15 protein-coding genes are annotated in these 15,591 nt (G+C 62.0%); 10 read left to right on the top strand and 5 right to left on the bottom strand.

Translation table 11 applies throughout. The features are described 5' to 3' along the window. From M2367_RS17700 to M2367_RS17685, 4 genes are all read left to right on the top strand, one after another. A partial coding sequence (locus M2367_RS17700; protein ID WP_259237495.1) for a hypothetical protein occupies positions 1-231 on the top strand: 231 nt, incomplete at its 5' end. Continuing rightward, positions 228-371, top strand: coding sequence for a hypothetical protein (locus tag M2367_RS17695; RefSeq protein WP_259237494.1), 144 nt, complete (start codon positions 228-230; stop codon positions 369-371). The genes M2367_RS17700 and M2367_RS17695, both read left to right, overlap by 4 nt. Further along, positions 368-511, top strand: coding sequence for a hypothetical protein (locus tag M2367_RS17690; protein ID WP_259237492.1), 144 nt, complete (start codon positions 368-370; stop codon positions 509-511). Before M2367_RS17695 ends, M2367_RS17690 begins: the two co-directional genes overlap by 4 nt. After that, a complete protein-coding gene (locus tag M2367_RS17685) occupies positions 508-1,602 on the top strand; it encodes an ABC transporter permease (RefSeq protein ID WP_259237490.1) in 1,095 nt (364 codons plus the stop codon). The genes M2367_RS17690 and M2367_RS17685 overlap by 4 nt, the downstream gene beginning before the upstream one ends. A 40-nt stretch (positions 1,603-1,642) precedes the next feature. On the opposite strand, the gene M2367_RS17680 is transcribed toward M2367_RS17685, so the two are convergent. Together M2367_RS17680 and M2367_RS17675 are read right to left on the bottom strand one after the other, a co-directional pair. Then, on the bottom strand, positions 1,643-2,797 hold the full coding sequence (locus tag M2367_RS17680) for a molybdopterin-binding protein (RefSeq protein ID WP_259237489.1): 1,155 nt from the start codon (positions 2,795-2,797) through the stop codon (positions 1,643-1,645). Positions 2,798-2,927: 130 nt separating this feature from the next. Further along, positions 2,928-4,166 (bottom strand): DUF3391 domain-containing protein, encoded by a 1,239-nt coding sequence (locus tag M2367_RS17675; protein ID WP_259237487.1) that lies wholly within the window; start codon positions 4,164-4,166, stop codon positions 2,928-2,930. Positions 4,167-4,308: 142 nt separating this feature from the next. Between M2367_RS17675 and metA the strand changes: the two genes are divergently transcribed. Then, positions 4,309-5,256 (top strand): homoserine O-succinyltransferase, encoded by a 948-nt coding sequence (gene metA, locus M2367_RS17670; protein ID WP_259237485.1) that lies wholly within the window; start codon positions 4,309-4,311, stop codon positions 5,254-5,256. A gap of 95 nt (positions 5,257-5,351) precedes the next feature. On the opposite strand, the gene M2367_RS17665 is transcribed toward metA, so the two are convergent. Then, entirely contained in the window at positions 5,352-6,626 is a 1,275-nt protein-coding gene (locus M2367_RS17665) for a sodium:proton antiporter (protein WP_224431826.1), read from the bottom strand. Between the two features lie 201 nt (positions 6,627-6,827). Here M2367_RS17665 and metH point away from each other — a divergent pair, with 201 nt between their 5' ends. Together metH and rimK are read left to right on the top strand one after the other, a co-directional pair. Further along, positions 6,828-10,499, top strand: coding sequence for a methionine synthase (gene metH, locus M2367_RS17660; protein WP_259237481.1), 3,672 nt, complete (start codon positions 6,828-6,830; stop codon positions 10,497-10,499). Between the two features lie 214 nt (positions 10,500-10,713). Further along, positions 10,714-11,610, top strand: a complete 897-nt coding sequence (gene rimK / locus M2367_RS17655; protein WP_042040002.1) for a 30S ribosomal protein S6--L-glutamate ligase — start codon at positions 10,714-10,716, stop codon at positions 11,608-11,610. 105 nt (positions 11,611-11,715) lie between these two features. Here the strand turns inward: rimK and M2367_RS17650 are convergent, their stop codons facing one another. Continuing rightward, entirely contained in the window at positions 11,716-13,155 is a 1,440-nt protein-coding gene (locus M2367_RS17650; RefSeq protein ID WP_259237478.1) for a RimK family protein, read from the bottom strand. Positions 13,156-13,341: 186 nt separating this feature from the next. Between M2367_RS17650 and M2367_RS17645 the strand changes: the two genes are divergently transcribed. The 3 genes from M2367_RS17645 to M2367_RS17635 are packed head-to-tail and all read left to right on the top strand — an operon-like array spanning position 13,342 to position 14,881. Beyond that, a complete protein-coding gene (locus M2367_RS17645; RefSeq protein WP_224431829.1) occupies positions 13,342-13,845 on the top strand; it encodes a GNAT family N-acetyltransferase in 504 nt (167 codons plus the stop codon). After that, positions 13,835-14,074 carry a DUF3624 domain-containing protein gene (locus M2367_RS17640; protein ID WP_042040000.1) on the top strand — a complete coding sequence of 80 codons (240 nt, stop codon included), beginning with the start codon at positions 13,835-13,837 and terminating at the stop codon, positions 14,072-14,074. Before M2367_RS17645 ends, M2367_RS17640 begins: the two co-directional genes overlap by 11 nt. Positions 14,075-14,134: 60 nt before the next feature. Then, positions 14,135-14,881: an SDR family oxidoreductase gene (locus M2367_RS17635; protein ID WP_042039999.1), complete on the top strand. Its 747-nt coding sequence runs from the start codon at positions 14,135-14,137 to the stop codon at positions 14,879-14,881. Positions 14,882-14,986: 105 nt separating this feature from the next. On the opposite strand, the gene M2367_RS17630 is transcribed toward M2367_RS17635, so the two are convergent. Next, the gene (locus M2367_RS17630; protein WP_042039998.1) at positions 14,987-15,568 is read right to left on the bottom strand and encodes a hypothetical protein; all 582 of its coding nucleotides are present in this window, start codon (positions 15,566-15,568) and stop codon (positions 14,987-14,989) included. Between the last annotated feature and the right edge of the window lie 23 nt (positions 15,569-15,591).

The following is a 15,591-nucleotide window of genomic DNA, read 5'->3' as shown; positions in this document are numbered from 1 at the left end:
CGCCCGGGACAGGCTCACCTTTGGCGCCTGGGCGGTGATGAGCCCCTGTTACCTGAATATCACGGAAGTCACTACGAGGGTGAAGGCATGATCCGCTGGCTACGGCTATGGGCCATTACCCAGAAGGAGCTGCGTCAGCTCGCCCGGGACAGGCTCACCTTTGGCACCTGGGCGGTGATGAGCCCCTGTTGCCTGAATATCACGGAAGTCACGACGAGGGTGAAGGCATGATCCGCTGGCTACGGCTATGGGCCATTACCCAGCAGGCGCTGCGTCAGCTCGCCCGGGACAGGCTCACCTTTGGCGCCTGGGCGGTGATGAGCCCCTGTTACCTGAATATCACGGAAGTCACTACGAGGGTGAAGGCATGATCCGTTGGCTGCGGCTGTGGGCCATTACCCAGAAGGAGCTGCGTCAGCTGGCCCGGGACAGGCTCACCTTTGGCGTCTGGGCGGTGATGAGCCCCTGTTGCCTGAATATCACGGAAGTCACGACGAGGGTGAGGGCATGACCCGCTGGCTGCGGCTATGGGCCATTACCCAGAAGGAGCTGCGTCAGCTCGCCCGGGACAGGCTCACCTTTGGTATGGTGGTGATGATCCCCCTGATCCAGCTGCTGCTGTTTGGCTATGCCATCAATACCGATGTGCGCCATATCCCGGTTGGTCTGCTCGACATGAGTCGCACGGCGGATGCCCGTCTGTTGGTGGAGGCGGTCAAGGCGACCCAGGTGGTCAGCATTGCGCGCCACTATGAGGGCGTCGACCAGGCTGAATCGGCCCTGACCCGGGGGGAGGTGCGCGCCGTGCTGGTGTTGCCGGCGGATTTGCCGAGGCGGCTCGGTGAGGGGCGCCCCGTGGGACAGTGGCTGGTCGATGGCTCGGATACCCTGATCGCCAGTGCCCTGCTTGGCCTGCGCAGCATGCCGCTCACCGAGCTGGACGCCCGCCTGACTCAACCTCCGGTCAGTCTGGAGACGGTGCTCTACTTCAACCCCTCGCGCCGCTCGGCCATCAACATAGTGCCGGGTCTGCTCGGGGTCATCCTCACCATGACCATGATCATGTTCACCTCGGCGGCCATAGTGCGCGAGCGGGAGCGGGGCAATCTGGAGCTGCTCATCACCACCCCGGTGACGGCGCTGGAGCTGATGCTCGGCAAGATATTGCCCTACATCGGGGTGGGCCTTGTCCAGGTCGCCATCATATTGGGATTGGGTCACCTCATTTTTGCCGTGCCGATCAACGGGGCCCTGAGTCAGGTGCTGCTGGCCACCCTGCTATTCATCGCCGCCAGCCTGACCCTGGGGCTGCTCATCTCGACCCTGGCTCAGACCCAGTTGCAGGCGATGCAGATGACGGTGTTCGTACTGCTGCCCTCCATCCTGTTGTCGGGTTTCATGTTTCCCTACGAGGGGATGCCGGTGCCCGCCCAGTGGGTCGCCGAATTGCTGCCCGCCACCCACTTCATGCGCATCATTCGCGGCATAGTGCTACGGGGGGGCGAGCTGGCATCGCTCTGGCAGGATGCCCTCTGGCTAGGGGGCTTCGCCGTCATAGTGCTGCTGCTGGCGGCCCATCGTTTCAAGAAGAGCCTGGATTGAGGTGGTGGAAGAGGACCCCGGATTGCCGGGGTCTGTGGCATCACTCGGGCAGACGCCGGGCGCTGCGGGGCAGGGTGGGATAATCGGCGATAACCGGCAGCGCTGCCTGCTGGCGGCGCAGCATGTCGAGGGCGGCGAAGGCGAGCAGGCGTCGGCCACTGGCGGGATCCGGGTGATTGACCCTGAGGGTCTGTCCCCAATGGCGGCCATCACGAGAGAGCAGCAGGGGCACCCCCTCGGGGCCGGCGCGGCCTATGGTGAGCGCCAGTCCCTGCGCTGGCCCCTCGAGCCGTGCCAGATCCTGGGGCAGATCCTGGCGGTAGCTGGCGCTCACCCCGACCCGATCCCGGCACAGGGCCAGCAGGGCCCCCTGACTGGCCCCTTCAATCAGTTGCAGGGGTTGGTGCTCGTCGAGGCTTGCCAGTATCTGCAACCAGGGAGCCTGATCCCCTCGCCCTACCAGCCAGGGCTGGATCGCCTGGATCAGCCGGGTCTCGGCGATCGCCATGTCTGCCGCACTCGCCCCGTGACCGATCAGCTTGAGCTCGATGAGCGGCATGGCGGAGCGGTAGCCGAGCTCGATCCCGGCGGGCCAGGGGGCGGCATCGAGCTGGTCGCTCAAGGCCGACTCCGAGATGCCGAAGCTGTAGAAGCGGCGCAGCTCGGTGTCCCGGGCACTTCCCGCACCGCGTAGCCGTGGCACTATCTGCTCGCGCACCATCTGCTTGAATTCGAAAGGCACCCCTGGGGTAAAGAAGAGTCGGCTCTGGCCATGGCTGACCAGGAAGCCGCAGGCGGTGCCGACCGGGTTATCGAGGATCTCGCTGCCCCCTGGCAACCAGGCCTGTTTGGCGTTGCTGGCAGGCATGGGGCGACCCCGGCTGGCATAGCGCGCCTTGATGACCTCGAGCCAGTCAGGGTAGAGCGTCAGCGGCGCGTCAAAGGCCTCGGCGGCGGCTTGCGCGGTCAGATCGTCGGCGGTGGGCCCCAGGCCACCACAGACCAGCACCAGCTCGGCGCGGGCCGCGCATTCGCACAGCAGGCTCACCAGGTCGGTCATGTTATCGCCCACCGTATGGCGGCGCCGCACCTGCCACCCCTGTTCGAGCAGCAGGGCGCTGAGCCAGGCGGCATTGGTGTCCACCACCAGACCGGTCACTATCTCGTCCCCGGTGCTGATTATCTCTATGTGCATGACAGATTCCTGATGAGACTGGTTGAACATGGGGGGTGGCCAGCTTGCCGTGTCGTCGGGACAGGGCGCCAGGCAGCATGGGATTGTAGCGGCCCCACGGGAAGATTATCCAGAGGATCCATCCCGGCCACTATTTCGGTTTGGGTTCGAAGTAGTAGCTGATGCGAGTGCGCGGGTTCAGGTATTCAAACACGGCGGGGGGGAGGCGCTTGGGGTGGATCACCTTGGCGATGGTGAGTCCGACCTGGCTCAGATCGATGATGGCCGCCTCCTGGCGTGGAATGCCTGGGTCATAGAGCAGTACGCTCGGATAGAGCAGGCTGCTGCCCTTGATGGCGATGACCAAGCCAATCTGGCCATTGGATAGCTGTACCACGCTGCCCGGAGGATAGATGCCGAGCAGGCGGATCAGCAGGGCCAGATAGTCGGGGTTGAATTGGCCCTTGCGCTGCTTGTAGAGGCTGGAGAGGGCAGAGAAAGGCACCTTGGCATGGCGGTGGCAGAGATTGTCATATTCATTGATCAGGGAAACGAGCTGGGTCAGAGGATCGAGCTGGCTGGCCTTGAGCCCTTGAGGCCCGCTGCCATCCAGGTACTCGTGATGGTGCAGCACTATGCCCTTGGCCTCCTCGGGAAAGGATGGGGTCAGGTTGACAAGGCTGAGGCCATAGCGGCCATGTTGCGCCAGCAGGTTTTGCTCCGGCTTGGTCAGTGGCTCGCGTTTACGCACTATCTGGCTCGGGATCTTCAGCTTGCCGATGTCATGGAAGAGGGCGCCCATGCCGACTTGGCTTATCTGTTCAGCCCCCAGATTGCACTCCTTGGCCAGCATCATGCTCAGCACGCTGACGTTGAGGGAGTGGTAGTAGAGCTGGTCGTCCACGTCACCCTCGGCCATCAGGTGCAGCACCAGATCGTCCGCCGCCAGCAGTTGCCGGGTGATGGCATCGATGAGCTCTTTCGCCTCGGTGATGGCATTGAGCGGACGGGCCTGCACCTTGCCCATCAGGCTGCGCACCTGGCTCAGGGAGTGCTGAAACTGCTTGTCGCACTGCTGTACGTCACGGCGGTATTGCTGCAACCGGGCGATGCGCTCCTCTTTATCCTGCTGCATCGCCTCTTGTTGGCTGCTCTGCTCTGACATTGGGATCTCAACGGGGGCGACACTATCCGGAGGCAGAGGCGGGCTGTCGCTCTTGTCGGGGAACAGGGTGACCTGTTGCAAGCCGAGTCGACGGATCAGCGCTATCTCTTCCTCACTCTTTATCTTGAAACTGGAAAACAGGAAAGGGTGCTCACGCCAGCCCAGAGGCAGGGAGACATAGTTGCCGACTTGCAGCCTGTCTACTGAAATGGTGATGCCAGCCATGGTGTTCGGAATGAGGGGCGCTTGAGCCGTATGCTAGTCAATGGCAGGGGTGAACACAAAGGTATCTGATGACAGCTCGGGTGCTTTATTATAGGCTTCTAGATGTCCAGACATTCTTACCGATGCAGTACAGGGAGTCAGCATGCCCATCAAGATCCCGGATCAGTTGCCCGCCGCCGAAGTATTGGGGCAGGAGAACATCTTCGTCATGACGGAATCCCGGGCCGTCACCCAGAACATACGCCCGCTGCGGGTGCTCATTCTCAATCTGATGCCCAAGAAGATAGAGACGGAGATCCAGCTGATGCGGATGCTCTCCAACTCGCCCTTGCAGGTAGACGTCGATCTGCTGCGCATAGACGATCGGGAGTCGAAGAACACGCCCCAGGCGCATCTGGAAAACTTCTATCACGATTTTGAGCAGGTGCGTGGCAACAACTACGACGGCATGATCATCACCGGGGCCCCCCTGGGGCGGGTGGAGTTTGAAGAGGTCATCTACTGGGACAAGGTGGTCGAGATCATCGAGTGGTCCCACGAACATGTTACCTCCACCCTCTTCCTGTGCTGGGCCGTGCAGGCGGCGCTCAAGGCGCTCTATGGCATGGACAAGCAGACCCATGGCGAGAAGCTTTCTGGCATCTATCGCCACCACCGGCTGGATGAGAACGAGCCGCTGCTGCGCGGCTTTGATGACGACTTCGTGGCGCCCCACTCCCGTTATGCCGCCTTCGATGGCGATCTCATCCGCGCCCATACCGACCTGCAGATCTTCGCCGAGTCCGAGGAGGCTGGCGTCTATCTCGCCGCGACCAAGGATTGCCGCCAGGTGTTCGTCACCGGCCACCCCGAATATGACGTGCTGACCCTGGATGGGGAGTACAAACGGGATCTCGAGGCGGGACTCGAGCCCATGGTGCCGGTCAACTACTACCCCGACAATGATCCGGCCAAGCCGCCGCGCGCCAGCTGGCGCAGCCATGGTCACCTGCTGTTTGCCAACTGGCTCAACTACTACGTCTACCAGCTCACCAGTTATCGCCTGGAAGATATCGGCAAGGTGTTCACCTACGAGAAGCCCCGCGACTGAGGGTGACTTGCCGTCTCTCCCCCATGAAAAAGCCGCTCAATGAGCGGCTTTTTTGGCCTTGCAGGGCGGCCTGAGTGCAACCTTTATCAGTCAGCTCAGTAATCGCCGTGGGCCCGCTTGGCTTTTTCGATCATGGGGGTGATGGTCATCCCCTGGATCACGATGGAGAACATGACCACGGCATAGGTCATGATCAGTATCACTTCGCGCAAGTCTACCCCTGAGGGGAGCATCATGGTGTCGGTTGGCAATGCCAGCGCCATCGCCATGGCCAGGCCGCCCCGCAGGCCGCCCCAGGTCAGGATGCGGATGGAGAAGGTGTTGTAGCTGCGGAACTTGCGAAACGCCACATAGGGCAGGGAGACGCTGATGAAACGCGCAGCCAGGCAGAGTGGAATGGCGATGATGGGCAACAGCCAGAACTCCCAGCCGATATCGAGCAGCACTATCGCCAGACCGATCAGCAGGAACAGCAAGGCATTGAGGAACTGATCCATCAACTCCCAGAAGTGATCCAGATAGTGCTTGCTCTGTTCGGAGAAGCCGGTGTGACGAGTCCAGTTGCCGATCATGATGCCGGTGACCACCATGGCCAGGGCACCGGAGACACCCATAATGTTGGCCAGGGCAAAACCGGCAGTCGGGATGCAGAGGGTGAGCAACAGTTCCAGGGAACCATCATCGGTGGCGCTGATCATGACGTGGGCCAACAGGCCAAGCAGCAGACCGAACAGTATGCCGCCGAGGGCTTCATGCATGAAGACGGAAGCCACCCCCGAGAAGGTGGGCTCGCTGCCGCCAAAGGCCACGGCAAAGACGGTGACGAAGATCACCAGACCCACACCGTCGTTGAACAGGGATTCCCCTTCGATCTGGATGGCGATCTGGGGTGGCGCCTTGAGCTTCTTGACGATGGCCAGCACGGCGATAGGGTCGGTGGGGGAGATGAGTGCCCCGAACAACATGCAGTAGATGAAAGGAATTTCCCAGCCCAGCAGCGCCGAGATGCCCCAGAAGCCGTAGCCGATGAGGAAGGTCGACAGCAGGGTGGAGAAGAGGGCAAGAATGGTGATTTCCCACTTCTGATCCCGCAGTGCTGGCAGGTTGATCCCTATCCCGCCTGCAAACAGCAGGAAGCCCAGTATCCCCTTGAGCAGGAAGTCCTGGAAGTTGATGCTCTCCATGGTGGAGACGGCAAGGGGTTCCAGATTGAACCAACCCAGCTTGCCGAACATGACCATCAACAAGGAGATCAGCATGGAGCCCGCCGTGATGGCGATGGTGGTCTGGATTTTGAGGACATATTGGTTGGCGAAGGCGATAAGAATCGCCAATGCTGCCAAGAAGCAGAGAGTGTAGTAGACGCTCATAGTTATTTTTCTCGTTGGAGTTACAGCAAGCACGAGTCCCTATAGGACGGGCATAGGGTACTCTGTGGTGATAGTTTACTCACTACCTACTTTTGGGTATCGAGACGAAAGTTTTAGACAGATAGACGGCTAGATTTCCATTTTTTTCCTTTGCTGTTAGGATGAAGCCACGCAGTTGCATGGATGTAAGAGGGAAGAGCGGTGTCGATAAATAACAAGAGTCTACAGGCCTGTCTGGCGCAGAGGATCCTGATCATAGATGGTGCTATGGGTACCATGATCCAGGGCTACAAGCTGGGAGAAGCGGATTACCGGGGCGAGCGCTTCGCCGACTGGCATACCGACATCAAGGGCAATAATGACCTGTTGGTGCTCAGCCAGCCCGGGATCATTCGTGAGATCCACGATCAATATTGCGCCGCCGGGGCCGACATCCTCGAGACCAACACCTTCAACGCCACCCCCATCGCCATGGCCGACTACGAGATGGAAGCCCTCTCGGCGGAGATCAACCTGGAAGCGGCCCGTCTGGCCCGTGCCGTCGCCGATGAGTGGACGGCCAAGGACCCGACCAAGCCGCGCTTCGTGGCGGGGGTGCTGGGCCCCACCAACCGCACCGCCTCCATCTCGCCGGACGTCAACGATCCGGGCAAGCGTAATGTCACCTATGACCAGCTGGTGGCCGCCTACACCGAATCGACCCACGCCCTGATCGAGGGGGGTGCCGACATCATTCTGATCGAGACTATCTTCGACACCCTCAACGCCAAGGCGGCCGCCTTCGCGGTGGAAGGGGTGTTCGAAGAGCTGGGCTATGCCCTGCCGGTGATGATCTCCGGCACCATCACCGATGCCTCCGGCCGCACCCTCTCCGGCCAGACCACCGAAGCCTTCTACCACTCCCTGCGCCATGTCAAACCGCTGTCGTTTGGCCTCAACTGCGCGCTCGGCCCGGACGAGCTGCGGGAATATGTGGCTGAGCTGTCGCGGATCAGCGAGAGCCATGTCAGCGCCCACCCCAACGCCGGTCTGCCCAATGCCTTCGGCGAGTACGATCTGGATGCCGATGAGATGGCGGCCCATATCCGCGAGTGGGCCCAGAGCGGCTTCCTCAATCTGGTGGGGGGCTGCTGTGGCACCACCCCGACCCACATTCGCGCCATGAGCGAGGCGGTGGCGGGCATCAAGCCGCGCGCCCTGCCCGAGTTGCCGGTGGCCTGCCGTCTGTCGGGGCTGGAGCCGCTGATCATCACCGCGGAGTCCATGTTCGTGAACGTGGGGGAGCGCACCAACGTCACCGGCTCGGCCAAGTTCAAGCGACTGATTAAAGAGGGGCTCTACGACGAGGCCCTCGATGTGGCCAAGCAGCAGGTCATGAGCGGCGCCCAGATCATCGACATCAACATGGACGAGGGGATGCTGGACGCCGAGGCGGCCATGGTGCGCTTCCTCAACCTCATCGCCGGCGAGCCGGACATCGCCCGGGTGCCGGTGATGATCGACTCCTCCAAGTGGGAGGTGCTGGAGGCGGGGCTCAAGTGCGTGCAGGGCAAGCCGGTGGTCAACTCCATCTCCATGAAGGAGGGGGAGGCCAAGTTCATCGAGCAGGCCAAGCTGCTGCGTCGCTACGGCGCCGCCGTCATCGTCATGGCGTTCGACGAGCAGGGTCAGGCCGATACCCGGGCCCGCAAGTTCGAGATCTGCCAGCGCGCCTACCGGGTGCTGGTGGACAAGGTCGGCTTCCCGCCGGAAGACATCATCTTCGATCCCAACATCTTCGCCATCGCCACCGGCATCGACGAGCACAACAACTACGCGGTGGACTTCATCGAGGCGGTGAAGGACATCAAGGATAATTTGCCCCACGCCATGATCTCCGGCGGCGTCTCCAACGTCTCCTTCTCGTTTAGGGGCAACGAGCCGGTGCGGGAAGCCATCCACGCGGTCTTCCTCTACCACGCCATCCAGAACGGCATGGACATGGGCATCGTCAACGCCGGTCAGCTCGCCATCTATGAAGACATTCCGGCGGAGTTGAAAGAGAAAGTGATCGCCGTGGTGCTCAACCTCAACGACAACGCCACCGAGGATCTGCTGGCCATCGCCGAGAAGTATCGCGGTGCCGGCGCCCAGGCCGAGGATCCCCGGGATCAGGAGTGGCGCAGCTGGCCGGTGGGCAAGCGGCTGGAGCACGCCCTGGTCAAGGGGATCACCGACTTCATCGAAGAGGATACCGAAGAGGCGCGGGCCGGGGCCGAGAAGCCGCTGCACGTGATCGAAGGGCCGCTGATGGATGGCATGAACGTGGTCGGCGACCTGTTTGGCGCGGGCAAGATGTTCCTGCCCCAGGTGGTCAAATCTGCCCGGGTGATGAAGCGGGCGGTCGCCTACCTGCAACCCTATATAGAGGCGGAAAAGTCGGGAGGGTCGAGCAACGGCAAGATAGTGATGGCCACCGTCAAGGGGGACGTGCACGACATCGGCAAGAACATTGTCGGGGTGGTGCTGCAGTGCAACAACTACGAGATCGTCGATCTCGGGGTCATGGTCTCCTGCGAGAAGATCCTCAAGACTGCCCGGGAAGTGAATGCCGACATGATCGGATTGTCCGGCCTCATCACCCCGTCCCTCGACGAGATGGTGCACGTGGCCAAGGAGATGGAGCGTCAGGGCTTCAAGTTGCCGCTGCTGATCGGCGGTGCCACCACCTCCAAGGCCCACACAGCAGTGAAGATAGAGCAGAACTACTCCGAGCCCGTGGTCTATGTCTCCAACGCCTCCCGGGCGGTCGGGGTGGCCCAGAGTTTGCTCAACCCCGAGCTCAAACCCGCCTTCGTCGCCCGCATCGACAAGGAGTACGAAATCGCCCGGGAGCAACATGCCCGCAAGCAGCCGAGATCCAAGCCGGTCAGCCTGGCCCACGCCCGCGCCAACCGCCAGCAGCTGGACTGGGTGAACTATCAGCCCCCCGCCCCCCGCGAGCCTGGGGTACAAAAATTCGAGAACATTGCCATCTCGGTGCTGCGCCCCTACATCGACTGGACGCCGTTTTTCCTGAGCTGGGAGCTGGCGGGCAAGTATCCCCGCATCCTGGAAGATGAGGTGATAGGCGAGGAGGCGACCAAGCTGTTCGCCGAGGCCAACGCCATGCTGGATCTGCTCGAGCGTGATCAGAGCGTGCGCTGCGCCGGCATCATAGGGCTGTTCCCGGCCAACCGGGTCGGCGACAGCATCGAGGTCTATAGCGACGAGTCACGCAGCGAGGTGCGCAAGGTGCTGCATCACCTGCGTCAGCAGAGCGAGAAGCAGGGCTTCCCCAACTACTGCCTGGCGGACTATGTGGCACCCAAGGAGAGCGGCAAGCCGGACTGGATCGGTGCCTTCGCGGTGACCGGTGGCATAGGGGAAGAGGCCATCGCCAACGCCTACAAGGCGCAGCATGATGATTTCAATGCCATTCTGGTGCAGGCGGTGTGTGACCGCCTGGCCGAAGCCTTTGCCGAATACCTGCACGAGCAGGTGCGCAAGGTGCATTGGGGTTATGCCGCGGACGAGGCGCTCAGCAAGGAGGATCTCATTCGCGAGAACTATCAGGGCATACGGCCAGCCCCTGGCTATCCGGCCTGCCCCGAGCATACCGAGAAGGGCAGCATCTGGGAGCTGCTGGATGTAGAGCGGGCGATCGGCATGCAGCTGACCGAATCCTACGCCATGTGGCCGGGTGCCGCGGTATCGGGCTGGTACTTCTCCCACCCGCAAGCCAAGTACTTCGCGGTGGCGCAGATCCAGCAAGATCAGGTCGAGGATTATGCCATGCGCAAGGGCATGAGCCTGGCCGAGGCCGAGCGCTGGCTGGGACCCAACCTGGGGTGAGGCGCGGTTCGGCCCGACTGGCCATAGGCCCATGAAAACGGCGGCCCCACTCTGGGGCCGCCGTTTTACATCTGGATGACAGAGACCGAGTTTTTGCACTTTTTGTGTGGATTGTCTTGTTGTCAGGATAAACGATTGGCGTTGTCATAGGGCTGTGGCACCTTATACTCTCCCGCCCTATCCTGCCCAGGCACTGCCTCCTAGCGGAACTTTCATGAAGATTGCTATTTTATCCCGTGAGCCTAGAAACTACTCCACTCGCCGTCTGGTCGAGGTGGCTCGTGCCCGTGGTCATGAGGTCGAGGTGCTCGACACCCTGCGCTGCTACATGAATATCGCTTCTCATAATCCCTCCATCCATTATGAAGGGGTGGAGCTTGGCAATTACGATGCGGTGATCCCGCGCATTGGCGCCAGCATCACCTTCTACGGCACCGCAGTGCTGCGCCAGTTCGAGATGATGAGCACCATGGCCCTCAACAGCTCGGTGGCCATCTCCCGCTCCCGGGATAAATTGCGTGCCATGCAACTGTTGTCGCGCCACGGCATCGGCCTGCCGGTGACAGGTTATGCCCACAGCACTCATGATGTCCCGGATCTCATCAAGATGGTGGGGGGCGCCCCCCTGGTAGTGAAGCTGCTGGAGGGTACCCAAGGGATAGGGGTGGTGCTGTGCGAGACTCAGAAGGCCGCCGAGAGCGTGATCGAAGCCTTCATCCAGACCAATAACAATATTCTGGTGCAGGAGTTTATCCGCGAGGCCGATGGGGCCGACATTCGCTGCCTGGTGGTCAATGGCAAGGTGGTGGCCGCCATGCGTCGTCAGGCGCAGCCGGGGGAGTTTCGCTCCAACCTGCATCGCGGCGGCACGGCCGAGGCCATCAAGATCACCCCGGAAGAGCGGGCGACGGCGGTGCAGGCCGCCAAGATCATGGGACTGGACGTGGCCGGTGTCGACATACTGCGCAGCGCCCGCGGCCCGCTGGTGCTGGAGGTGAACTCCTCCCCCGGCCTGCAAGGGGTGGAAGCGGCCTCCGGCAAGGATGTGGCGGGCAAGATCATCGAGTATCTGGAGCTCAAGGCGAGTCGCAAACACAAGCCGGCGGAGTAAGTGCCCCAGCTGGCACCTGCAATGGGTCAGCGGGACTGAATAGCAGAGGGGAGCCAGGGCTCCCCTCTGTCATATCCGGTGCGGGGCAGAGGCACCAGGGTGGGCTCATGTCAGGGCCTGCTGCCCCCGGTTTTCAAGGCGCTCGCGAAATGCCAGGGCCAGCCTATCGTAGAGATCCGGCGCCTCTTTATCCTCGATGTCGCCACGGATCCAGGGGTTGTCGATGATCTCGAGCAGCACACAGCCCTGCCCCTGTTGACGCAGATCCACGCCAAACAGGCCGTTGCCGAGCTGATGCACGGCCCGGCGCGCCATCTGCAATACCCGCTCCGGCACCTCGTTCATCGCTATCGCCTCGATCCGGCTCATGTCGAGGGGGTGCTTGCGGCGGCGGATTCGGTTGCCGGGTTCGGGACGGTAGCGGCGGCAGGCAAACAGGGGGGAGCCGTCGAGAAAGCCGATGCGCCAGTCAAACTCGGCTGGGATCCGGCTCTGCACCAGCAGCAGGGCGGAGCGGCTCAAGCCCTCCTCCAGCAGACGGGCGAGCTGCGGCTCGTCACTGGCCATGGCCAGATCCCGCCCCTGAGCGCCGTCCGGGATCTTCACCATCAAAGGCAGGCCGAGCCGCTGCACCAGCTCCTCGACCTGATGGCGACCGCGCCGGGTGACCACCATGGTCGGGGGCATGGCCACGCCGCTGCGCACCATCAATTCATAGAGATAGAGCTTGTTGCTGCAGGCGAGAATGGCGCGGGAGCTGTCGATGACCGGCATCTTGAGCTGCTCGGCACGACGGGCAAACTCGAAGGTATAGTGGCCGACGGCGGTTTCGGATCTCAGCCAGAGGCTGTCGAATTCAGGCAGTCGCTCGATGGCATTGGGAGCCAGGATCTCGGCGTGGATCCCCTGCACGGCAGCGGCCCGGATGAAGCGAGCCAGGGCGAGATCATCGCTGCTGGCGCGACCATCGCCAGGATCGGCCAAGATGGCGAGCTGGTAGCGCGGTGTGCTGGGTTCGGCCCGATCGCCGACCAGGGATTGGACATGACTCAACATCAGGGCGCGCTCCCCCTCGCCAAGGGCGAGGGGTGACAGGCTCTGCTGCTGGCGCACCGACCAGCCGTGGCGGCCGCGTTTCAGAGTCAGCTCCTGGAGCGGCAGCTGGCTCAGGCCATAGTAGTAGCGAGCCAGCCCCGCCAGCGCCTCTTGCTCGCATTGTCCGAAGATGGCGCGCACCCGGATCCTGTCTTCATTCTGCTGGGCCAGCCAGCCTTGCAGCTTGCGCCACAGCTTGGCGGGGGGCTGCTGGGGTTGCAGCACACTGATGGCCTGCAGCCCGGGCAGACAGTGGTGGCCACGAGCCTGGGCCAGCAGTGAGCAATAGTAGCCAGCGCTCAGGTGGTCCAGGCTGCGGCAGAGGTTGATGATGCGACCGCGTCCCCCGGTAGTGGGCAGGCCATGTTGCAGATAGGAACGGGCAGTCAGCAGATAATCGCCGTGACAGGGCCAGTCCCCCGGCTCCTCGACGATGACATAGGTACTCATATTTTCGGCTCCAGGGATCGGACTGCCGGTATGGCAGTATCCCCGGTGGGCTTCGATGCACCGACAGCACGACCATGGCGCGAGGGGGGACAAGAGGTTAGAGTGCCTAATATGACGCTTTGGTAACTTGTGATACAAGTCGCATTTCTGGTGCTGAAGATAAATAACTCAAACGAGGACTTCCCTGTGTTGACCCTGCGCGCCGCCCTTCCCGATGATCTGGGCGCCATCGTAAAACTGGAGCGTTACTGCTTCCCACCCGAGGTCGCCTTTGGCCGCAATCGCTGGCACTATCTGCTCGGTCATGCCAAGGGGCGCACCCTGCTGCTGCACGATGCCAAGGGCCAGCTGATGGGCTATCTCTGCCTGCTGGAACACAAAGGCTGGGATCGACTGGTGATCCAGACCCTGGCCATTCATTGGCGGATGCGGCGTCAGGGCTGGGCCCGTCGTCTGCTTGAGCAGGTGATAGCCAAAGGCAAGGCCCAGGGGTGGGGGGCCATCCGGCTCGAAGTGGCCGATGGCAACGATGAGGCGCTGCCTCTCTATCAGCGGCTCGGCTTCAAGGCCCAGCAACGACTGCCCGATTATTACGGCCGGGATCAGCATGCCCATCGACTGGTGCTGCGACTGCGTGAACCCAAAAGGGCGGGCGCTGTCGCCATCCCGGATTATCTCCGTGAGCTGTGAGGCCTGTCTCGCGACTGCGATCCGCGCCAAGCTGGGCCGTTGCCCGGTCTGCGCCATCCAGACCCTGGTCATCGGCCTGATGGGGTGGGCCGCCTGGTGGTGGCTGGGGGCAGACCGCTCGGTTCATGCCTTGACGGCCCTGCTGTTCGGGCTCGCCGGTTCGTTGCTGTTTGCGCTGCACCTGCTGGTTTTTATCTGGCGCAAGGTCGGGGGACGCGAGCTCGACTGACACATCTCAAGAGATGAGAATCTTCGATAACCGATTTGAATAGCAGCCAAGGAGGCTCAGATGATTGCAATGGTAACGGGCGCCTCGTCCGGTTTTGGTGAGGCGATCAGCCGCGCGCTGGTACAGGCGGGTCACAAGGTGATTGGCACAGGACGGCGCGCCGAGCGTCTGGCAGCCCTGGCCGATGAGCTGGGTGACAGCTTTCTGCCGCTGGTGTTTGACGTGCAGGACAAGGCGGCCACCCGCGCCGCCCTCGAGGGATTGCCCGCAAGCTGGAGCGAGGTGGATCTGCTGGTCAACAATGCCGGTCTGGCCCTGGGACTGGCACCGGCCCACCAATCGGATCTTGATGATTGGGAGCAGATGATAGCCACCAACATCAGTGGCCTGACTCTGGTCACCCGGCTGCTGCTGCCGGGGATGGTGGCGCGCAACCGCGGCCATGTGATCAATATCGGCTCCATCGCGGGCACCTACCCCTATCCGGGCGGCAACGTCTATGGCGCCACCAAGGCGTTCGTGAAGCAGTTCAGCCTGAATCTGCGTGCCGATCTGGCTGGCTCGGCGGTGCGGGTCACCAATGTGGAGCCCGGCCTGTGCGGCGGCACCGAGTTCTCCAACGTGCGCTTCCATGGTGACGATGCCAAGGCGGCGACTGTCTACCAGGGGGTGCAGGCTATCTTGCCAGAAGACATCGCCAATACGGTGCTCTGGATCGGCGAGCAGCCCGCCCACGTCAATATCAACAGCATCGAGATCATGCCGGTGGCCCAGACCTTCGGCCCCCTGCACATCAGCCGTGGCTGAGGGGTCACAGGTATTACGTTGACCAAACAAGAAGAGGCACCTCAGGGTGCCTCTTCTGTTATGCGGACTGATGTTGACGGGCGATGGGAAGCGCTCGCCCGGGGGTTATTTCTGGGCTGGCGCTATGCTGATCCCCACCGCCTGGGTCTGAATTGCCTTGATCTGATCGCCTTTTGCCATCAGGGCAAACTGATCCGGGTTCTGGACCTTCACGACGACGGTGTGATCCACGCCTTTGACGGTGACCGTTTGCTGCTGTTTGTCGAGAGCGATGATGTCCCCATAGAGGGTGACCTTGGCGCCAACGCCCGCCTCTGGGGTCTGACCCGCGGCGGCTTTATCCGCAGCCACTTCCACGATGCGCTTTCTCACCCCGGCGGTGCCTTTGAGCAGCTCCAGATCCAGCATCTGCAGGTACTCCAGCGTGATAGTGTCACCGACTTTGAGGCTCTGCAGGTTGGTGACCTTGTCACCGGCCACTATGTCGAACAGATCCCCTGCGGCATTCTTCAGGCTGACCTTGCGGCTTGCCATGTCGATGGCGGTGACGGTCGCTGAGGCGGTCATGACCTCCATCAAGTTGGCCTTACCTGGCGCGCTCAATACTTCGGCAGTGAGCTCGGTTGCCTGCGCCAGGCCGGTCGAGAGGGTGAAGAGGGCGGCAATCCATGCATGCTTCAATTTCATTTTTAACACCTCATAGCTGGGAA

The sequence above is a fragment of the Aeromonas sp. BIGb0445 genome, assembly GCF_024809075.1.
In the GTDB taxonomy this organism is placed as follows: domain Bacteria; phylum Pseudomonadota; class Gammaproteobacteria; order Enterobacterales; family Aeromonadaceae; genus Aeromonas; species Aeromonas rivuli.
The sequence above is the reverse complement of the archived record's forward strand: the minus strand, read 5'-3'. Positions and strand labels throughout refer to the sequence as shown.